21 protein-coding genes are annotated in these 18,411 nt (G+C 63.2%); 10 read left to right on the top strand and 11 right to left on the bottom strand.

Annotated elements, in window-relative coordinates; translation table 11 throughout:
- Positions 1 to 10: 10 nt before the first annotated feature.
- Positions 11 to 694, bottom strand: a complete 684-nt coding sequence (locus M0R88_RS15135) for a PHP domain-containing protein (RefSeq protein WP_248654331.1) — start codon at positions 692 to 694, stop codon at positions 11 to 13.
- Positions 695 to 1,184: 490 nt separating this feature from the next.
- On the opposite strand from M0R88_RS15135, the gene M0R88_RS15130 reads away from it, so the two are divergent.
- The gene (locus M0R88_RS15130) at positions 1,185 to 1,727 is read left to right on the top strand and encodes a Cdc6/Cdc18 family protein (RefSeq protein ID WP_248654330.1); all 543 of its coding nucleotides are present in this window, start codon (positions 1,185 to 1,187) and stop codon (positions 1,725 to 1,727) included.
- A gap of 94 nt (positions 1,728 to 1,821) precedes the next feature.
- On the opposite strand, the gene M0R88_RS15125 is transcribed toward M0R88_RS15130, so the two are convergent.
- Entirely contained in the window at positions 1,822 to 2,136 is a 315-nt protein-coding gene (locus M0R88_RS15125) for a HalOD1 output domain-containing protein (RefSeq protein WP_248654329.1), read from the bottom strand.
- A 169-nt stretch (positions 2,137 to 2,305) separates the two neighbouring features.
- Complete coding sequence (locus tag M0R88_RS15120) at positions 2,306 to 2,638, bottom strand: HalOD1 output domain-containing protein (RefSeq protein WP_248654328.1); 333 nt, start codon at positions 2,636 to 2,638, stop codon at positions 2,306 to 2,308.
- 1,244 nt (positions 2,639 to 3,882) lie between these two features.
- Between M0R88_RS15120 and M0R88_RS15115 the strand changes: the two genes are divergently transcribed.
- Both M0R88_RS15115 and M0R88_RS18770 read left to right on the top strand, forming a co-directional pair.
- Positions 3,883 to 4,215, top strand: coding sequence for a DUF7344 domain-containing protein (locus tag M0R88_RS15115; RefSeq protein WP_248654327.1), 333 nt, complete (start codon positions 3,883 to 3,885; stop codon positions 4,213 to 4,215).
- A complete protein-coding gene (locus M0R88_RS18770) occupies positions 4,148 to 4,405 on the top strand; it encodes a HalOD1 output domain-containing protein (protein ID WP_368409356.1) in 258 nt (85 codons plus the stop codon). Before M0R88_RS15115 ends, M0R88_RS18770 begins: the two co-directional genes overlap by 68 nt.
- A 275-nt stretch (positions 4,406 to 4,680) precedes the next feature.
- On the opposite strand, the gene M0R88_RS15110 is transcribed toward M0R88_RS18770, so the two are convergent.
- The 3 genes from M0R88_RS15110 to M0R88_RS15100 all read right to left on the bottom strand — a co-directional run bounded on the left by M0R88_RS15110 (position 4,681) and on the right by M0R88_RS15100 (position 6,023).
- Positions 4,681 to 4,968, bottom strand: coding sequence for a hypothetical protein (locus tag M0R88_RS15110; protein ID WP_248654326.1), 288 nt, complete (start codon positions 4,966 to 4,968; stop codon positions 4,681 to 4,683).
- Positions 4,969 to 5,289: a DdfA family disk-determining factor gene (gene ddfA, locus M0R88_RS15105; RefSeq protein ID WP_248654325.1), complete on the bottom strand. Its 321-nt coding sequence runs from the start codon at positions 5,287 to 5,289 to the stop codon at positions 4,969 to 4,971. It abuts the gene before it with no gap.
- An 89-nt stretch (positions 5,290 to 5,378) separates the two neighbouring features.
- Positions 5,379 to 6,023, bottom strand: coding sequence for a helix-turn-helix domain-containing protein (locus tag M0R88_RS15100; protein ID WP_248654324.1), 645 nt, complete (start codon positions 6,021 to 6,023; stop codon positions 5,379 to 5,381).
- A 492-nt stretch (positions 6,024 to 6,515) separates the two neighbouring features.
- Here M0R88_RS15100 and M0R88_RS15095 point away from each other — a divergent pair, with 492 nt between their 5' ends.
- The 5 genes from M0R88_RS15095 to M0R88_RS15075 all read left to right on the top strand — a co-directional run bounded on the left by M0R88_RS15095 (position 6,516) and on the right by M0R88_RS15075 (position 11,935).
- Positions 6,516 to 7,118, top strand: coding sequence for a hypothetical protein (locus M0R88_RS15095; protein WP_248654323.1), 603 nt, complete (start codon positions 6,516 to 6,518; stop codon positions 7,116 to 7,118).
- A 117-nt stretch (positions 7,119 to 7,235) separates the two neighbouring features.
- The gene (gene purL / locus M0R88_RS15090; RefSeq protein ID WP_248654322.1) at positions 7,236 to 9,356 is read left to right on the top strand and encodes a phosphoribosylformylglycinamidine synthase subunit PurL; all 2,121 of its coding nucleotides are present in this window, start codon (positions 7,236 to 7,238) and stop codon (positions 9,354 to 9,356) included.
- A 183-nt stretch (positions 9,357 to 9,539) separates the two neighbouring features.
- Complete coding sequence (locus M0R88_RS15085) at positions 9,540 to 10,952, top strand: hypothetical protein (protein WP_248654321.1); 1,413 nt, start codon at positions 9,540 to 9,542, stop codon at positions 10,950 to 10,952.
- 182 nt (positions 10,953 to 11,134) lie between these two features.
- Entirely contained in the window at positions 11,135 to 11,614 is a 480-nt protein-coding gene (locus tag M0R88_RS15080) for a hypothetical protein (RefSeq protein WP_248654320.1), read from the top strand.
- A gap of 66 nt (positions 11,615 to 11,680) precedes the next feature.
- Positions 11,681 to 11,935: a hypothetical protein gene (locus M0R88_RS15075; RefSeq protein WP_248654319.1), complete on the top strand. Its 255-nt coding sequence runs from the start codon at positions 11,681 to 11,683 to the stop codon at positions 11,933 to 11,935.
- A 34-nt stretch (positions 11,936 to 11,969) separates the two neighbouring features.
- On the opposite strand, the gene M0R88_RS15070 is transcribed toward M0R88_RS15075, so the two are convergent.
- Positions 11,970 to 12,209, bottom strand: coding sequence for a DUF7550 family protein (locus tag M0R88_RS15070; protein ID WP_248654318.1), 240 nt, complete (start codon positions 12,207 to 12,209; stop codon positions 11,970 to 11,972).
- A 151-nt stretch (positions 12,210 to 12,360) separates the two neighbouring features.
- Between M0R88_RS15070 and M0R88_RS15065 the strand changes: the two genes are divergently transcribed.
- On the top strand, positions 12,361 to 14,055 hold the full coding sequence (locus M0R88_RS15065; RefSeq protein ID WP_248656719.1) for a glycoside hydrolase family 13 protein: 1,695 nt from the start codon (positions 12,361 to 12,363) through the stop codon (positions 14,053 to 14,055).
- 357 nt (positions 14,056 to 14,412) lie between these two features.
- On the opposite strand, the gene M0R88_RS15060 is transcribed toward M0R88_RS15065, so the two are convergent.
- Positions 14,413 to 14,739 (bottom strand): EthD family reductase, encoded by a 327-nt coding sequence (locus M0R88_RS15060; RefSeq protein ID WP_248654317.1) that lies wholly within the window; start codon positions 14,737 to 14,739, stop codon positions 14,413 to 14,415.
- 224 nt (positions 14,740 to 14,963) lie between these two features.
- Between M0R88_RS15060 and hisF the strand changes: the two genes are divergently transcribed.
- A complete protein-coding gene (gene hisF, locus M0R88_RS15055) occupies positions 14,964 to 15,779 on the top strand; it encodes an imidazole glycerol phosphate synthase subunit HisF (RefSeq protein ID WP_248654316.1) in 816 nt (271 codons plus the stop codon).
- A 44-nt stretch (positions 15,780 to 15,823) separates the two neighbouring features.
- On the opposite strand, the gene M0R88_RS15050 is transcribed toward hisF, so the two are convergent.
- The 3 genes from M0R88_RS15050 to M0R88_RS15040 all read right to left on the bottom strand — a co-directional run bounded on the left by M0R88_RS15050 (position 15,824) and on the right by M0R88_RS15040 (position 18,304).
- Positions 15,824 to 16,582, bottom strand: a complete 759-nt coding sequence (locus tag M0R88_RS15050) for a hypothetical protein (protein WP_248654315.1) — start codon at positions 16,580 to 16,582, stop codon at positions 15,824 to 15,826.
- Positions 16,583 to 16,838: 256 nt separating this feature from the next.
- A complete protein-coding gene (locus M0R88_RS15045; protein WP_248654314.1) occupies positions 16,839 to 17,123 on the bottom strand; it encodes a DNA-directed RNA polymerase subunit L in 285 nt (94 codons plus the stop codon).
- Between the two features lie 155 nt (positions 17,124 to 17,278).
- The gene (locus M0R88_RS15040) at positions 17,279 to 18,304 is read right to left on the bottom strand and encodes a PepSY domain-containing protein (protein WP_248654313.1); all 1,026 of its coding nucleotides are present in this window, start codon (positions 18,302 to 18,304) and stop codon (positions 17,279 to 17,281) included.
- Positions 18,305 to 18,411: the final 107 nt, after the last annotated feature.

Below are 18,411 nucleotides of genomic sequence, written 5' to 3'. Positions count from 1 at the left end.
GGTTCGACCATCAGAGTAGCTCGCCGAGTCGGTTCTTCACTCGGCGCTTCGCGCCGCCCGCGGCCTGCCGGAAGCTGACGTGCCACGGAGTCCGCTTGCCCTCGACGGTGGTCCGGCCGTCGGCGATGGCGTCCAAGATGGCCGCGGCGCTGTGCTCGTCGGCGTCGATTCGCGTGACCGCCTGCCCGACCATCTCGCTGATGTGAGCGTCGCTTCCGGCGGTCTGTGGGAGGTCGTGGCGTTCGGCGAACCGCCGGGCCTTCCGATTGCCTCGACCGGTCAGGAGCCGGGAGTTGTACACCTCGACGGCGTCGGCTTCGGCGAGTTCGGTCTCGGTGATGTTGGCCATCACGCCGCTCCGGGACTTCTGGAACGGGTGGGGAACGACGGCGACGCCGCCCTGCTCGTGGATTCGGTCGAGCGTCTCGGAGAACGACAGGCCCGCGGGCACCCGCTCGGAGATGCCGAGCGCGAGGACGTGGCCCGCCGCGGAACTGACCTCCATCCCCGGAATCCCGACCAGTCCGTACTCCCCTGCCTTCTCGACCGCTTCGAGGCTGGCCGCGAGTTCGTCGTGGTCCGTGACCGCCAGCGCGTCCAGACCGACCGCGGCGGCCTGCTCCAACAGGAGATCGACCGGGTCCCGGCCGTCGTACGATAGCGACGAGTGGGCGTGAAGCTCGACCGATAGCACGGGCGAGGATTCGCAGGCGGGCGGCAAAAGCGCCTCGGTACGGAGTCGTTCGCCCCCGAGAGCGAAATCTCGGAACGACCTCACTGCCGAGTCGGTCGCGGATAGCCGACTCGCGTCGAACGGCTCCGATTTTCCGAGTCCGGACGGAGCTTCGCCCAGTTCGTCCGACATGGCCGGTCTGCGGTCCGTCCGCTGCCGGCCAGCTCCTACTCCAATAGGTCGACTTTTGGCGGAGTCACAAACGAACTCCGAGATTATTCGATGTTTCACAGCGCCGAAAGAACCATGCGACTCGTTGAAGCGATTCCCGCCCCCTATACTATGAAAATTTCCCTTCACATTGGCGGGAATCCAATGCAGAAGACCAGCGTTGCCACTTCAGCGCTGCTGAACCCAAAAGAACCGTTACCAGCTACCCATAGCCCGTGCCGATGCAGAGGCCGATAATTTCGGTAATCTCGCCTGCAGGCACAGGTGGCTTCTCACCGAGATGGACATCAACCCACTTCCGCAGCCACTCAACGAGCGTCTCCAGAGCCGACTCCGCACCGTTACGCGCATCAGCTTCGACGCCTACACCGTCGACGAACTAGTCGAAATTCTCCGTCCCCGTGTTCGGCAGGGACTCCGCGAAGACGCCGTGTCGACCGACCAGTTGGCGATGATAGCGAACGCGGCCGCAGGTGACGCACGCGTCGGCATCGAAGTATTGCGAGTGGCCGCCCGCCGTGCTACTCAGCAAGCACTCGATACTGTAACTGATGAAGTAACTCAGGAGGCGGTTTCGGAAGCCAAAGTGGAAATCCGCCAGCGCAATGTTGAGAAGCTCACGACTGACCAACGCATCCTTTACGAGATTATCACCGAGCGCGATGAAATCGAACCAAGTGAACTATACGAGGCGTATCGAGCCCGAGCCGACAACCCGAAAACCAACCGCACGGTGAGAAACCACCTCCAGAAACGGGAGCAGTACAATCTCATCCGCGCTGACGGACAGAATCGTGGCCGTACATATCAATCCCTCTACTAGACGCGCATGCTCTGCACTCGTCCTTAGTCTACTCAGGAAGCAATCAGCCGGGTACCCCCGCTTGGACTGAATTGCCTCCGTATGATTCTAAACGCTAGTGGGTGCCCGACTCTGAGGTACGCTCCATCAGCACAGCGTGGCCGTCCTGATACAACGTAATGCGATAGTCCTCATACGTGAACTCAATCACCGCTTGGGTCTCGGCTGGTGGCGGCGACGAGTACAGGTCACTAATCAAACTATCCACCCATGAGTACAAGGGCGAAAGCTCGTCTGTCCCAACGCCTTTGAGTTCCGCGAGTATTCCGATTAACTCCGCCGAGGGGCTTTCATCGACGTCTTCGAAGATGCTCCGATGATGGACGTTCGACTCGCTCTCACTGACGTCCGCCGTCTCCTTTTCTCCCATGGGGCAGGTACACTCCGTATGGAGAAAAACCCGAGGCTCATCGGTGCAAAAGGATATCCAATCGGACCCCTCCCACCATGGGGGAGCAGTATAGCACAAGGCTGGGCCACCACACGTGCTTACCGACCAAGCGTAGGTAACACCATCCCCCGTCGTCATCCAGTCGCCGTCACAGCGGCCGACTGGACGATGCGTCCGGAGACTGGATGACGATGCGACCATGACTTTTGACCATGACCGTGTGGTCGTGATAGGTGAACGTCACAATCCCCTCCGGCTCACCTTCGGCCACAGCCGGGTCGAACAGGTCGTCGAGCGCGTCCGCATTCACGCTCGCTCCCTCATGCATGGGCGTGAGGTCAGTCACATTGCTATCCAGTATCTCCATGAGCGCGAGCGCGACCGTCGTACTCGGTGGGTCGGACGGATAGTGGTACGTCGCATTGTACGTGCCTTGCCGTGGGTCAGCGTCAACTAGCACCTTCGGGGCGTCGAATTGCATACCTCTTCCTGCCACGTGAGGTTCCATTAACCACCAGTGCTGTGCTATCCGTTCACACGAATCCCATAACCGTTCACCTGACCTATGGCGAACTTACAGCGGCGTGCGACTACTTTCGATTTGCCTAGACATCAATACCCTTCGAAGGAGAAAGCCAACGTCAGGATACTAGCCTAGTCTCTCACCACGCTGTGCCGTTGCAGCAAAAAGAGCGGATTACGCCTTGTACCGGCGGGAATACTCGTTTTCCATCATACCTTCCGATAGCAACCGTTCTCGCCTCCCACGGAGCGGTTGAGTTCATTTCTCACCGGCATATGACTGACACCGTAAGCAGGGCTCCAAGCCCTGTTGTTCGGCTTCTTCACGTTTCAGCATTTCGTGGGCGTGCCGACCAAATCGAGATTCAATTTGGATTGAGCCACATCGACTCCCCGACTTCGTCTCATTCAACAGATGGTAGGTGTTCCCCGTTCCAGCGACGGTCTCCATTGCAGCAATTACTTGCATGGTGAGTGAACGTGTTAGAGATACCTGACGTATCCACAGCCGCGCCAGACGAGATACTCATTTTCTTTTACCATCCAGTCATCTGGGCACTGGGCGCACTGGCTCTGCAACTCTCCGACCGTATACCGGGTTCGTGGTGGCTGTAGGCGTACTCTAGAACACGGGTTGTGGACACGGACGGTTCGCGGTGATGGTGTGCTGGACATGGTTCGAGGCACGTAGTGGGTTCTCGTTACGTATCGTATTGTGTCGTTATCGGTCAGGGAACACGCCCTGTACATCATCGGGGTCGTTCACTGCGGCGAGCAGCGGTACGAGTTCGTCGAAGCTCGGGCACGTCGTACCGTCTGTGTCTCTCCGTCCCAGTCGATATAGCCAGCTCGGCCAGCTTGAGTTGATGTATGTGCTGTCACACCGCTTTCAATCGGTCGAGGTCGGCACCATCTGCCTCAGCTGGCACAAGGCCGTCGGACGGGTGACGCTTCGATTTGGTGAGTCTGTCACGGTCGTGTGACTCGTGAGACGGGTTTATTCAGCCTCTAGGTTACATGGTTCGGCAACGTGAACAGTCTCGGGTGCGAACCGTAACAAACCACTACATTTTCACGCTGAACTGGGTATTGAATATTTGGGTGAATCATGCCCCTTGTTCGGGGTCCAGCTCAGAACATGGGCGTGAGGATATGAGTCAACGATAGGTGTTTCACTCTTCGAATGAAATGGGTGGTAGTCAAATGACGCCACCCGCCACCACTCGGCTGGAGTTCGACGAAGCACTCGAACTGTTTCAAAATCCGTACCGACGGCGGCTGCTGATGACGTTACTCGATCATAATCCAGAAGACGAAGCCGACATCCCCGGCGATTTGGCCACCACCGACGACGAGTTCGACCAACTCATCATCGAGATGACCCACACGCACCTCCCGAAACTGGAGGATATGGGCGTTATCGACTGGAATCGAGACGAGAACGTGGTGACGAAAGGACCTGACTTCGATGACTTGCGACCACTCCTCGAACTCATTCACAACCATCAGGACGAACTGCCCGACGACTGGTTGTGAGCGAACCGACGACGGGACGTGCGGGCGACCTCGAATCCGACGATGGCTAACGACACATGCGCTGTTTGCGCCGACGCCATCAGGGACGGCTCGTGGGTTTGGGAGGGTGGTGTTCACGTATTGTGACCATACAGTGCGAGTGTTCAGTTCAGGCCGCATCGAAATCCAGCCATCTGACGCGGTGGAGTGAAGTAGATATGTACTCGCTGGTTGGTCAATTACGCTCTGAATCGTGCAATTTGTGGTGCCTTCAGACCCTATTTCATGATAGCCGTACACGGTCGATTTCAGCGACGTTCGAATCCCGAACGTACTCTATGATGCAACCCTCGCAAATGGATGCCCATTCGATATTCCCGCTCTCAAATGTCACTTTAGTCACTTCCCCCTCCTCTTCTTGACAGTTAGTACATTCGTTAGTTGAGTGAGTGCATAGACACGGATGCTCATGTTCTACAGAACGGGTCATGGTTTATTTGCTGTTATTCTGAAGAGGACATATTGGTCTAAGAGCGGTGAAAGGTTATCGTGGCCGCATTCCGGGCACTCTACTCCTGCGCCGTTTTCAACGCGGATAGGAACTGTGTATCCACACCCGTTCTGGCATGGAACGTTTGTATACTGTTCCTTTAAATTTGTTATCACATCTTCGGCGTGATTCTCTTTGAGGTGCGTCTTCGCGTCTCTTTTCACCGGGTCTACGGCTTCCCCTTCAACCAGCACGTCGCAATAGCTGCAATCGAGCTGATACATTTACTCCTTCCCACTCTCTCTAAGGAGGACCTCTCCGTCATGCGTGACCCGGATATCACACCCGCTATACTCGAATGCGACCGCTCCGTTCGCCATCCGTCGGCTGCCGCCCAGCTGTGGTGCGAACAGCGCGTTGAGCGCGTCAGTTTCGATGACCGAGTAGAGCGATTCGATTTCTGTCGGGCGGGAGTCTTTCTCAGCACTGACGGCGCGGACGACAGCCTCGGTGACCGATTCACCTTCCCGGATACGGTACGTCGTTCTGTCGTTGTTCGTGGTAGTGTGCGACGTAGCCGAAGCAGTTTCAGTAGGGTCAGTCATTTTTGAGATGTTCTACCACTCCGTAGGCACTCGATTCGATTGAGGTTCGCGACAGTATATTCAGCGGGTTTAAAAGGAGGCAGCTACGGTCACGTCACGTCGAGTGTTCCTTCGATGAGATTACGTGTCCCTCGGCGGAGTCGGTCTGAGAACGACTGGTTGGCAATCCCGAGTTCCTCCGCCAGTTCAGCAAGGTTCGTCTCTGGCGGTGTCTCGTAATAGCCATTCTTGTAGGCGAGCAAGACGGCCTCGCGTTGTTCAGGCGTGAGACCGTACGCACCTTCATCGGTTCGCGCGCCGACTGAGTGAAGGTATTCTAACGTAATAGCGATGTCGTGGTCGGCGCAGTATTCTTGGAACGCCGCGATTTGGGTGGTGTCTTCGGCTCGAAACTCGAACTTCCATTTATCCTCGGTGCCGGTCGCGGAGATTACCGTCAGGTCTGCGTCGATAATCCCGGTGAGGATACCTTCAACAGCTGGGTCCCACTCGGCACGGAATAGGCCTTGGTCGCCAAGGTCGTCGACGAGCGTGTACGACTTGAGCGCGCCTTGTGCTTCGAGGGCCGTTTGGACGTGTTCAACGGGTTCCTCTCGCACCCAAAAATAGGGGAGAATAGCATCAGTTACGGGGACCACTTGTTCGATTTCGATAGTGATTTCGGGGAAAGAATCGAAGATGTGTCCGAGTGGGAAGTCGTCAGCAGGAACAGTGAACGCAGCTATCGTAGACATAGATACAACAGGCACCCGCGGGGCATAACTACATCGTCTGAAACGGGGCACGCCTAGCGACTGTACGGTCATGCGTTTTCACGTACCCACGGTAGGCGTACTCATTCCCCAACATGGTCTCTACATGTTCAAAACACTCCACTAACAATCTATTCCGGGGATATAGATGTGGAAAGAGAAGAAACAGCGGTTCAGGATGGTCGTCGCGGACGGCGTTGAGAAAACCGAGGCCGCAAATGATACAGTCCATTCATATATAGAATCTGGTGGTTTGTAGAAAGCTAAACTCCGACTCTCTGCTACTCCGACAGCGCCTATTCGATATAGCTGAATATGGTTTACAAGTCCGGAATCCGACGGCGGAATGTCTCCGTGAATAGGATTTCGAGACGACCACTCGGCCGCAGCCCCCGGATTTCGCCGCTTCTCGACCCGCGGCGTTCTCGACCGGGGCGAGACGCTTTATGCCCTCTCGCCCGCAACCGAATTAGCATGAAAGTCGTCGTTGCCGGACCATCCCATTCGGGCAAGAGCACGTTCGCCGCGGCTCTGGTCGATTGCGTTCGCGAGCGGAAACGCGAAAGCGACGCGGAGTTCTCGTTCCGGTGGGAGACGCTCGACGTGACCGACAATTCGCTGGCTCACCTGCTCAACGACCGCGACCCGCCGGCGCTCCACAACCGGGGCGTCGAGTGGAACGAACAGACGGCGCGGACCAAACGCGCGACGTTCGAGGGACGTGACGAGCAGTTGGTCCTCGCGGACACGCCGGGCAAACTCTCCCCCGAACTCGACATCGTCGCCGAACCCGCCGACGCGATGATTCTGCTCGTCAACGCCGAGAAGACCGACAGAATCCACGACTGGCTGGACTGGGCCGACGACTCGACATCGAAGTCGGCTGGGCCCTCACGACCGTCCTCGGCGACGCCGATATCGGGTGGGACGACGGCGCACGAGACGACGACGGCGAACGGAACGGCGACCGACCGGACGACGAAGACGGCGTCGAAACCGGCGTCGTCCGGACCGTCGAGCGCGAGGCGTTCGAGGCCCGCCGCGTCGAGGCGTTCGACCCGACGTCCGCGGCGATGATTCGGCGGGTGAGTCAGGAACTGGTGGAGCGGGCGACGGCGGTCGAGGCCTGAGCGATGTATGCACGCACCTGCACATGGAAAGGCATTAATTCGGCGTGTCTGTACAGACAGGTGAATGAGTCTCTCCGAGCAAGACCGCGAACTCGTCGTCGCCGAACTCGACCGCGACCCCACGCCCGCGGAGGCGGCGCTGTTCGAGAACCTCTGGAGCGAACACTGCGCGTATCGGTCGTCTCGACCGCTCCTGTCGGCCTTCGAGTCGACGGGCGAGCAGGTCGTCGTCGGGCCGGGCGACGACGCCGCAGTCGTGGAAGTCGCAGACGGCGTGTACGTCACGATGGGCGTCGAGAGCCACAACCACCCGTCGTTCGTGGACCCCTACGACGGCGCGGCCACGGGCGTCGGCGGCATCGTCCGCGACACGCTCTCGATGGGTGCCTACCCCATCGCGCTGGCCGACTCGCTGTACTTCGGTGACTTCGACCGCGAACACTCCCGCTACCTGCTGGAGGGCGTCGTGGAGGGTATCTCGGACTACGGCAACTCCATCGGCGTCCCGACCGTCGCGGGGAGCACGGCGTTCCACGACGACTACGAGGGCAATCCCTTGGTCAACGTCGCCTGCGTCGGCCTGCTGGACGACGAGCGCCTCGTCACCGCGGACGCGAAGGAACCCGGTAACAAACTGATGCTGGTCGGGAACGCGACCGGCCGCGACGGACTGGGCGGCGCGAGTTTCGCCAGCGAGGACCTCTCTGAGGACGCCGAGACAGAGGACCGGCCTGCAGTGCAGGTCGGCGACCCCTACACCGAGAAGTTGCTAATCGAAGCCAGCGAGGCCCTGCTGGACCGCGATTTGGTCGAAGCGGCCCGCGACCTCGGCGCGGCCGGACTCGGCGGCGCGTCGAGCGAGATGGTCGCCAAGGGCGGTCTCGGCGCGGAGATTCGGCTCGAAGACGTCCACCAGCGCGAACCGAACATGAACGCGCTCGAAATCCTGCTCGCCGAATCCCAGGAGCGGATGTGCTACGAGGTCCGACCCGAGAACGTCGATGCGGTCGAGCAGGTCGCCGAGAAGTACGACTTGGGCTGTTCGGTCATCGGCAAAGTGACCGAGGGGAATTACGTCTGTACCTTCGAGGGTGACGTCGTGGTCGATGTCGATGCCGAGTTCCTCGGCGACGGCGCGCCGATGAACGACCTCGACGCCGAGGAGCGGACTCAGCCCGAGCGCGACCTGCCCGACGCCGACCTCCGAGAAGCGTTCGAGGCGGTCGTCGGCCACCCCAACACCGCGAGCAAGCGGTGGGTCTACCGCCAGTACGACCACGAGGTGCAGGTCCGGACCGCGACGGGACCGGGCGACGACGCCGCGGTGCTGGCGCTGCGAGAGGCCGAGAAGGGACTGGCCATCTCCTCGGGCGCGGACCCCAACTGGACGACCGCCGCGCCCTACGAGGGAGCGCGCGCCGTCGCGCTGGAGAACGCGACGAACCTCGCCGCGAAGGGCGCGACGCCGCTGGCCGCGGTGGACTGTCTGAACGGCGGCAACCCAGAGAAGCCCGACGTGTACGGCGGCTTCAAGGGCATCGTGGACGGGCTCGCCGACATGTGCGCGGCGCTCGACGCGCCGGTCGTCGGCGGGAACGTCTCGCTCTACAACGACTCGCCCTCCGGCCCGATTCCCCCGACGCCCACGCTGGCGATGACCGGGACGAAGGAGAGCTACGACGCGCCGCCCGCCGCGCTCTCGGGCGACGCGAGCGACGCGACGTTGCTGGTCGTCGGGGACTCGGGCGGCGACCGACTCGGCGGTTCGCAACTGCTGGCCGAACTGGGCGGCAGCGACCGGTTCCCCCACCTCCCGGAGAACCCCCGCGAGGTCGTGGAGGCGCTGGCCGAAGTCGCCGACTGCGAGGCGACCGCCGCGGTCCACGACGTGAGCCACGGCGGACTGGCGGTCGCGCTCGCCGAGATGGTCACCGACGAAGCGGGCCTCTCGGCCGAACTCGACTCGCTCGAAGCCCTGTTCGCCGAGACGCCCGGCCGCGCGGTCGTGGCGACGACCGACCCCGAGGCGGTCCGCGAATCCTTCGAGGGCGTCGCTCCGGTCGCAGACGTCGGCGAGGCCGACGACTCGGGCACGCTGGACCTGACCGTGGACGGGGAGTCGCTGACCCACGACGCCGCCGACATCGCGGAGCTTCGTGTCGTGCTGGCGCGCGAACTGGACTGACGATTCGGCGTCGCTCTCGTCCGATTCACCGTCGGCCCGCGATTGCCACACAGCTTTCGAGGCGGAACCGCCTCCGGCCCTTATAAATTGTATGCCGCGATACACAGAGGCAACGCTCCGTTCCGCAAAAGCCGCTTCTCCCGCACCCCAAACGCTTTGCTTCGCCGGTCCCGCGAGTGGAACGTGTCACGGATTGCCATCGCGTGCGCCCTCTGTCTCCTGCTGGCAGGCTGTGCCGCGCCGACCGCACAGCAGACGACCGTCGCGTCCGAGACGTCCGGCGCGACGGGCACGACCGACGCCGATTCGGCCGCGACCGATTCGACCGGCTCCGAGAACGAATCGGCGGTCTCGGACCGCGACATCCCGGTCAGCGGCGGGTCGCTCCCGGTCGCCCACGAGGAAATCTTCGCCCGGACGACCGACCTCCTCGGGACGGACGTCGCGCCGCCGACCGTTCTCATCGTCAAGTCCGCCGCGGAGATTCGGAACGACACCGGCGGTCCGCCGAACGCGGGGAGCGGGTCCAGCGCCCGGAGTTTCGCGGGCGTGATGGGCATCGGCGGGGACGGCGGGAGCGGCGGGTCGGACGACGACTCCGACGACGAGACCACCGACGACGGCTCCGGCGACGAGTCGGACGGCGGGAGCGACCGCGGCGTCTCTGTCGCGGCCTACGCGCCGTCGGCCCGCTCGGTCATCGTCAACGAGCGGGTGGCGACGGCCGCCGACGAGCGAGCGCTCGAACGCACGCTGGCCCACGAGTTCGTCCACACCGTCCAGTTCCGCCAGCGCGCGTTCGCCCGACTCCAGCGGGCGCTCGACGTGGACGGGACGCCGACGCGGGACACGTACCTGACCTACGCCAGCGTCGTGGAGGGCGCGGCGGCGTTCGTCGGCGACGCCTACGACCGCCGGTATCTGGCGGGCGATTGGGCGTCCATTACGACGACCGAGCGCTACCGGTCGGCACCCCCGCGAGTCAAGTACAGCATCGCGCGCTACTACTTCGGCAGTCGCTACCTGAGCCATCGGTTCGACTCGCCGCGCAACCTCTCGGCGGTGTACGACGCCCCGCCACGGACCACCGAGCAGATTCTCCACAACGACACCGACCGCTCGGAGACGCCGCGGTCGCTCGCGCTGTCGGTCGAACCGGGCGAGAACCGGACCCGCGGCCGGAGCGACACCTACGGAGAACTGTTCACCCGCATCGCTGTCGGGACGGAGTTGAACCGGACGCGCGCGGCCGACGCCGCGGCCGGGTGGGGCACGGACCGTCTCGTCCGGGTCACCGACGAGGACGGCACTCGGAGCTACGTCTGGGCGACGCGGTGGGACTCGCCGAGCGAGGCCGACGAGTTCGAGATGGCGCTGACGACGTATCTCGACGCACGAGCGAACGAGTCGGCGAATCGGTCTGCGGCCGATTCGCCGACGACGTGGCGCGACGGCGAGTTGACCTTCCGGACGGTCCGGACGAGCGAGGAGAGCGTCGTCCTGCTGGCCGGAACCGAGTCGTTCGTCCGGAGCGCGAGCGTTTCGGGCACGAACGAGAGCGTGTCGGTCGCCGCGGGCGAAGGTGCGCACGACTAGGATTCTACTCATACCCGGACAAGAAACTCACGCGAGGCGACCGCGGTCGCGCAATCGGCGCGGCCCTCTCGGACGACAGCGTACAGTCGCTACTCCGAGAGGCGACGGGATCCGACGTAGTACCGCGAGTCGGGGACGCGAAGGCGCTTCGGACGATTGCGTCGGGGGCGTCCTACAGGACCGTGGACGTTCCGTTCGAGTACGAGCGCGACGACGAGGGCGAGAGAACCGACGCGTTCCTCCTCTGGTCGGGCCGCGACGACCTACCGCCCGTATACCGGGAAATCACGTACGTAGACACGGGTGACGGAACCGCAAAGGCGATTATCCGGGTGTCACGCGTCGAAGACGGCGAAGTCGTCACGACCGAGGAGACGCTTACGACTGCGGAGTACCGGCGCATCCTCCGCGAGGCCGAGGAAGAGCTTCGGTCGCCGGGCGACGTCGGAACGGAACAGCTCCTGCCGTGCGGTCCGTGTCTCCCGAATCTCAACTGCTGGTACCGGCTGTCTCGGGCGTACGCGGGCATCGTCACCGCTTGTAGTCTGTGTGCAGCGTTCCGAAACTTCCAGACGTGTGCGACCTGTATCGGGACAATCATCTCTGCCCCGAGACTCGGGTTCCTCTGTGACCCGTGTACTGGTCCAGCGCCCCTGTGCTGATTCGGTTCCCCTAGCCAACCTTTTGTATTTTAAGCGCGTTACTCTCGATACTGGAGACTCCTCGATATGGTCCTCGTGATGTGGCAAACGATACTCGCAGTAATGCTCTTAGCGGCGGCCGTCGCGGCGCTCGCGTGGCGGTGGAGCGATACGCCGACCGTGGCGAAAGCGGGGTATCTCGGCCTGCTCGCCGGGTTGGCGCTACAGGTGTATGCGAACGCGGCGACGAGTAGCGATATCGCGTCACGGTCGGCGCTCGTGACCCTCAGCATCGTCTGCTTCGTCGCCGGATTCTACCTCGTGCTGACCGGCGAACGCTGACGCGGAGAAGCGACGGTAACGCGGCAGTAGTCGTTCACGCCGCGAGCAACGGGACGGCGAACGCGACGGCGAGACCGACCGCGAGGACGGCGAAGCCGATGCCGACCTGCGACATCGAGAACTCCTGCATCGGCGAGGTCACGCGGTCCATTTCGACGGCCTCGTGGCCGTGAATGTCGTCGGTGTGGTCGTCCATCTCCGAGTAGTCCTCGTGGTCCACGTCCAGATTCTCGCTGTCGTCGGCATCGACGTGCTGGTCGTCGTGGTCGTCCATGCGCGAAACTTTCGGGTCCTGCTACTTAAGCGCAACCAAACCTAAGCCGCCGGAGGCCGTTGATGGGGAGTGCATGGATTTCCCGGACGTCACCACCGACGAGAGCCGCGGAGACGTCGCGTTCGCCGACGACCATCCCGCGCTCGACCACCTGACCGAGAGCCGCGAATGGTGGAAGGAGTCGGTCGTCTACCAGATCTATCCTCGGAGCTTCTTCGACTCCGACGGCGACGGCGTGGGCGACCTTCGGGGCGTCGAAGCCAAGTTGGACTACCTCGCGGCGCTGGGCGTGGACGTGGTCTGGCTGAATCCGGTCTACGACTCGCCGAACGCCGACAACGGCTACGACATCCGCGACTACCGCGCCATCATGGAGGAGTTCGGGACGATGGACGACTTCGACCGCCTGCTGGAGGGCCTGCACGACCGCGACATTCGGCTCATCATGGACCTCGTGGTCAACCACACCTCCGACGAACACGAGTGGTTCCAGCAGTCGCGCGAGTCGAGAGAAAGCGAGTTCCGGGACTTCTACATCTGGCGCGACGGGCGGGGCGACGGTCCCGGCGGGAGAGGCGAACCGCCGAACAACTGGGAGTCGGCGTTCGGCGGGTCGGCGTGGACCTACGACGAGCGGACCGAGCAGTACTATCTCCACCTCTTCGACGAGAAGCAACCCGACCTGAACTGGGAGAACCCGGCGGTCCGCGAGCGTATCTACGACATGATGGAGTGGTGGCTCGACGAGGGCATCGACGGCTTCCGGATGGACGTCATCGACCTCATATCGAAGGCCGACGGCCTGCCCGACGGCGACCCCGACTCGGGGTGGACCGGCGCGGAACACTTCATGACCGGGCCGCGCGCCCACGAGTACATCGCCGAGATGTACGACGAGGTACTCGCTGGCCGGGACGTGATGACGGTCGGCGAGATGCCCGGCGCGACCGTCGAGGAGGCTCAGCAGTACCTCGGGCCGGACGGCGACGGCCTGAACATGGTGTTTCACTTCGAACACGTCAGCCTCGACTACGGCGAGAGCGGCGACCGGTGGACCGTCGGCGAGTTCCCGCTCCCCGAGTTCAAGCAGGTGCTGACGAAGTGGCAGAATGGCCTGCAGGGCGAGGGCTGGAACAGCGTCTATCTCGGCAACCACGACTGGCCCAGAATCGTCTCACGGTTCGGCGACGACGGTCTCTACCGCATCGAGTCGGCGAAACTGCTGGCGACGATGCTGTTCACTCTCCGGGGGACGCCGTACGTCTATCAGGGCGACGAAATCGGCATGACGAACTTCCCCTTCGAGCGTGAATCGCAGGTGCAGGACGTGAGCGCTCGGAACTTCGTAGAGCGAAAGAAGCGCGAGGGCTGGCCGATGGACGAGATTCTGGAGGTCGTGAGCTACCGGAGTCGGGACAACGCCCGGACGCCGATGCAGTGGTCCGACGACGAGAACGCGGGGTTCACCGAGGGCGAGCCGTGGATTCCGGTGAACCCGAACCACGACGCGGTCAACGTCGAGGACGCGGCCGCCCGCGAAGGCTCCATCTGGAACTACTACCGGGAGCTGATTCGGTTCCGGAAATCGACGCCCGTGGCGGTGTACGGCGACTACGAACTCCTCCTGCCCGACGACCCGGACGTCTACGCCTACCTGCGGACGCTCGGGGACGACCGACTCCTCACGGTCTTGAACTTCGGGGAGGCTACGCCGACGTTCTCGCTCCCACAGAGCGTCGAGTACGAGGATTCGGAGTGCGTCCTGCACAACTACGCGGTGGACGCGGAAGGCCCGCGCTCGTTCGAGTTGCGGCCCTACGAGGCGCGGGTGTACGAACTGGAGTGACACTGTGAAGCCGATTTCGAGCGTGATACTTCACCTTCCATCCGGCGCGTGCGGGCGCGACGACGCCGTGCGTCGCGCCCATCCGCGCGAGGTCGTGCTGAGCGGAGCGAAGCACGGCTCGTCAGAGCTTGCCTCTGACGGTGGCCGAGTAGCGCAGTGGAGCGAAGCGACCGAGCAACGCAGAAGACTGGGGAGGTGTGAGGCTGTCGCGGTGCAGTGCCGTGCGGTTGCGGGAGACTGCTGTGTTCGAGCCCGAAGCTATTCACGGCTCGGTGGTCCTCTCACAGAAGAGCCTAACAGAAACAGCTCACAGAAACGTTCTCTCGACAAGTAGGTCCGAGAACGTAATCTGGTGACCTATTCCGCCTCGAAGTGGACGGTCTCGCCGACGGTCGAAATCATCTCGGAGGCCTCCATGTCGAGGAAGCTCGCGGCGTCTTCCTGCACCGTCTGGCCCTGCTCGGAAGCGAACGCCTCGTCCATCTCCTCGGGACCTCCGAACCGGAGCTGTGCGATGTAGTCGTAGTCCACGCGCTCGGGGTTGGCCGGGAGCGAGGAGGTGTATCGCTGGAGATTCGGCAGGTCGTTGACGAGGGGCGCGTGTTCCTCGTGCATGTAGTCGATGCACTCGTCGTGAGTGTGTTCGTCGTCACGGACCGCGAGAATCACCATCTTGCAGGTCATGTCGCGTGTATTCGGGCGGTGGAGTGGTGAAAGTTTGGATTCGATTGGGTAGGATTCGGGCGGGAACGGTTTCGGACTGCACGAGTGAGGGGCAGGAGTGGACGGCCGTTCGAGCGCGACGGTTCCGAGCGTCGAACGAGCGCGAATCGACCGATTTCGGAGTTCGAGCGCCTGCCGCAGTCGAAACCGTGAAACCGCCCTCGTGCGAAGTTACGACCAACGAAATGACCCTCACCAAGCGCATCATCCCGTGCATCGACGTGGACTTAGACGAGGACGGGAACGCGGCGGTCTACACCGGCGTCAACTTCGAGAACCTCGAATACACCGGCGACCCGGTGGAGATGGCCCGCCGGTACAACGAGGCCGGGGCCGACGAGTTCGTCTTCCTCGACATCACCGCGAGCGCCGACGGACGCGAGACGATGCTCTCGGTCGTCGAGGACGTGGCAGACGAGATTTTCATTCCCCTCACGGTCGGCGGCGGCATCCGGACGAAAGCGGACATCAAGGAGACTCTGCGCGCCGGGGCCGACAAGGTGTCCATCAACTCCGGGGCGATAGCGAACCCCGACCTCGTGACCGAGGGTGCCGACGCCTTCGGGAGCCAGTGCATCGTCATCTCGGTGGACGCCAAGCGCCGGTACGACGAACAGGGCGAACACTACGTCGAGGTGGACGGCGAGTCCTGCTGGTTCGAGTGTACCGTCAAGGGCGGCCGCGAGGGCACCGACCTCGACGTGGTCGAGTGGGCCGCGGAGGCCGAGTCGCGGGGCGCAGGCGAACTGTTCGTCAACTCCATCGACGCCGACGGGACGAAGGACGGCTACGACATCCCGCTGACGAAGGCGGTCTGCGACGCGGTGGACACGCCCGTCATCGCCTCCTCCGGCTGTGGCGGTCCCGAGGACATGTACGAGGTGTTCACCGAGGCCGGCGCGGACGCCGGACTCGCGGCCTCCATCTTCCACTTCGGCGAGTACTCGATTCGGGAGGTCAAGGAGTATCTGGACGACCGCGACGTGCCGATTCGGCTCTGAGTCCCGGCGCGGAAAAATCGAATCAGACGGAAACGGTTCGCTTTCTACAGGTCGGGGGCCGCGAGCGCGGCGGTCCCGTTGCCGGTCTGGTTGCCCGACGCGCCGTCTGCCGCCGTGGTCTCGCCGCCCATGCCACCGAGACCGCCGCCGATGAGACCGATTCCGGCGGACGCGTTTTCGATGCTCACTTGGTCGGCCTCGATACTGTCGAGGACCGCGCTCCCGACGGTCATGTTCCCGACTTCGACGGTCGGCTGGCCCTCGATGGGGTCGCCCTCGCCGACGCCGCCGGGCGCGAACGCCGTCCGGACGTCGTTGACTTCCGCGCTGCCGAGGCTACCGGTCTCGACGAACAGCGTCTGGATGCTGGTCTCCGAAAGGGTCGCGTTCTGAATCGTCGCGTTCTCGCCCTCGGGCGGCGTCTCGCCGCCGAACAACTGCTGGGCGACCGTCGCGTTTCGGATGGTGACGTTCGTCAGCGTCACGTTCTCGAACGAGGCGTTCACGACGGTCAGGTTCGTGGCCATGGCGGTGCCCAGCGACTGGGTCCCGTTGACCCCGCGGTCGAGTTGCGTCTCGTTCAGCACGGCCTGCTGGACCGAGACGTTCGTCATCGTGAGATTCTGTATCGTGAGATTCTGGTACTGGTAGGTCTGGTTGCCCGCGTCGTCTTGGGCCGCGACGCCGTCCGCCGCGGCGGCGGTGTCGGCGGTCGGGTCGTGTGCGTTCGGCGTCGCCGCGAGCGCGGAGGAGGCCCCGGCGAGCAGTACGAGCGTGGCTACGACTACTGCGCGTGTTCTCATGCGACCAAGCGTTTTCCGACTGCGTCAATAAACGGCCCCGACCGTTTCGGAGTTCCGTGCGGGATTACGACGGTTAACCCCGGCTTATTCGGCGTCCGAGGGCGTCACGAGTAGATACGACAACTCCGGTGTCAGCGGGACGGAACGGAGTGAACGACTGGAACGAGGGCCGGAGGCCACCGCGAACGCCCGACCTTCCGCCGGGCGTCGTCACTGACGAGCGGTTCGAGACGACCCCACTCGGCGAGAAGAGTCCTCAGACGGCGCTCTCGTAGGCGTCTCGGAAGGCCGCGGTCTTGTCCTTGATGTCGCGGGTGGCGTCCTCCAGCGCGTCGAGCGGGTCGGTGCCGTCCTCCGTCTTGATGGTCAGGATGGGTTCGGTCTGTCCGCCGGACTGCTCGGGGTTCATGTCGTAGGTCGCGGCCGCGACGCCCTCGTGTTCGAGGAGGGTGCCTTTCAGCACGTTCATGAACGTGTGGTCTTCACCGGCGATTTCGATGGATATCTCGTCCTCGGCCTTCTCGGCAACCCGTAGTTCCATACCCCTCAGTTCTGGCTTTGTGCGTTTCAACATTACGGAAAGCGGATTCTTCGACCGGGGTACGTCTCACCGCAGTTCGCCCCAGTCCGCCCGAACCGACTCGCCGGGAACATCGGTCGCCGGTCGGAAGAGAAACGGGACGGCGGGCGGAGGACTCAGAACCAGCCGTTCTCGTCCTCTCCACCGAGGAATCCGCCGCCTTCACCTTCGCCCTCACCTTCGCCGACGATACCGCCTTCGCCCTCACCTTCGCCGCCGAAGAGTCCGCCTGCACCCTCTTCCTCGCCGCCGATACCGCCTTCACCGGAAAGCGGGCTGAAGATGCCGTACCCGTCGCGGGTGTCGAACTCGTCGTTCCGCGCGAAGGCGCCCTCGCCGAACGCCTCGGTCTCGCCGTATCCGTACTCGCTGGCTTCACCGAAGCCCTCGCCGAACACGCCGCCCTCTTCGCCCTCTTCCTGCGCGAGGGGCATCGACCCGACGCCCATCGCCAGCGCGGCGGTGGTCGTGGCGTTCTCACCGCTCCCCGACCCGTTCTCGCCGCCCGTCCGCGGGATAGCCTCGCTGACGCCGATGACGGGGTTGTTCGTCAGATCCACGACGACGTGCCGGGTCGCGTTCGGCGACACGAACGACACCTGCTGGGCGAGGAGTCCGCGCTCGGCCTCGACGGCCACCTCGACCGGCACGAACTCGGAACCGACCGCCCGCTGGGCGGCCCGAATCGTCTCGACCGCGCCTCGGAGGTCGCTGACGTTACTCCCCTGCTCGTCCAGCACGGTCCCGTTGAGCCGTGCCATGTCTTCGCGGACTTCGAGGACCTCCGACTCCTCGGCGTTCACCACGACGCCGGTGACGTTACCCGCATCGTCGGCCACGACGACCTCGTAGCCCGGCGTCCCGTTGACCGTCTTGAGTCGGACGCCGAGAACCTTCCCGCCCGTCCGGTTCTGAGCGAGTTCGGCGGCGTCGAGCGCCGTCACCGAGAGCGTGCTCAGGTCGAGCGACGCCCCGGTCTCGTTCTGCGCGGTGGTTTGCTGGTGGTACGCCCCTTCGACCGCCGTCGGACTGGTCGAGTCCGCAGTCGAACCCACAGCGACTGCCGACCCTGCCCCTGCCGCGACGAAACCGGCAGTCAGCAGGACGCTCAGTCCGACGGCCAGAGCCTGTCTCGTGTGCATCGTATAATCGCCGGAATTGGTGGCCCGGCGACACGTCCGGACGAGCGACAGCGGAAAAAGAATACTCGCCACCGCGGGACAAATCAGTACGCGCACCATCGGTCGAG

Source organism: Halorussus gelatinilyticus, assembly GCF_023238445.1.
Lineage (GTDB): Archaea > Halobacteriota > Halobacteria > Halobacteriales > Haladaptataceae > Halorussus > Halorussus gelatinilyticus.
The sequence above is the reverse complement of the archived record's forward strand: the minus strand, read 5'-3'. Positions and strand labels throughout refer to the sequence as shown.

Excerpts from the sequence above, each read along its gene's own strand:
- M0R88_RS15130 (WP_248654330.1), top strand. The coding sequence starts at position 1,185 with ATGGACATCAACCCACTTCCGCAGCCACTCAACGAGCGTCTCCAGAGC.
- M0R88_RS15125 (WP_248654329.1), bottom strand. The coding sequence starts at position 2,136 with ATGGGAGAAAAGGAGACGGCGGACGTCAGTGAGAGCGAGTCGAACGTC.
- M0R88_RS15120 (WP_248654328.1), bottom strand. The coding sequence starts at position 2,638 with ATGCAATTCGACGCCCCGAAGGTGCTAGTTGACGCTGACCCACGGCAA.
- M0R88_RS15115 (WP_248654327.1), top strand. The coding sequence starts at position 3,883 with ATGACGCCACCCGCCACCACTCGGCTGGAGTTCGACGAAGCACTCGAA.
- M0R88_RS18770 (WP_368409356.1), top strand. The coding sequence starts at position 4,148 with ATGACTTGCGACCACTCCTCGAACTCATTCACAACCATCAGGACGAAC.
- M0R88_RS15110 (WP_248654326.1), bottom strand. The coding sequence starts at position 4,968 with ATGTATCAGCTCGATTGCAGCTATTGCGACGTGCTGGTTGAAGGGGAA.
- ddfA (WP_248654325.1), bottom strand. The coding sequence starts at position 5,289 with ATGACTGACCCTACTGAAACTGCTTCGGCTACGTCGCACACTACCACG.
- M0R88_RS15100 (WP_248654324.1), bottom strand. The coding sequence starts at position 6,023 with ATGTCTACGATAGCTGCGTTCACTGTTCCTGCTGACGACTTCCCACTC.
- M0R88_RS15095 (WP_248654323.1), top strand. The coding sequence starts at position 6,516 with ATGAAAGTCGTCGTTGCCGGACCATCCCATTCGGGCAAGAGCACGTTC.
- purL (WP_248654322.1), top strand. The coding sequence starts at position 7,236 with ATGAGTCTCTCCGAGCAAGACCGCGAACTCGTCGTCGCCGAACTCGAC.
- M0R88_RS15075 (WP_248654319.1), top strand. The coding sequence starts at position 11,681 with ATGGTCCTCGTGATGTGGCAAACGATACTCGCAGTAATGCTCTTAGCG.
- M0R88_RS15070 (WP_248654318.1), bottom strand. The coding sequence starts at position 12,209 with ATGGACGACCACGACGACCAGCACGTCGATGCCGACGACAGCGAGAAT.
- M0R88_RS15060 (WP_248654317.1), bottom strand. The coding sequence starts at position 14,739 with ATGACCTGCAAGATGGTGATTCTCGCGGTCCGTGACGACGAACACACT.
- hisF (WP_248654316.1), top strand. The coding sequence starts at position 14,964 with ATGACCCTCACCAAGCGCATCATCCCGTGCATCGACGTGGACTTAGAC.
- M0R88_RS15050 (WP_248654315.1), bottom strand. The coding sequence starts at position 16,582 with ATGAGAACACGCGCAGTAGTCGTAGCCACGCTCGTACTGCTCGCCGGG.
- M0R88_RS15045 (WP_248654314.1), bottom strand. The coding sequence starts at position 17,123 with ATGGAACTACGGGTTGCCGAGAAGGCCGAGGACGAGATATCCATCGAA.
- M0R88_RS15040 (WP_248654313.1), bottom strand. The coding sequence starts at position 18,304 with ATGCACACGAGACAGGCTCTGGCCGTCGGACTGAGCGTCCTGCTGACT.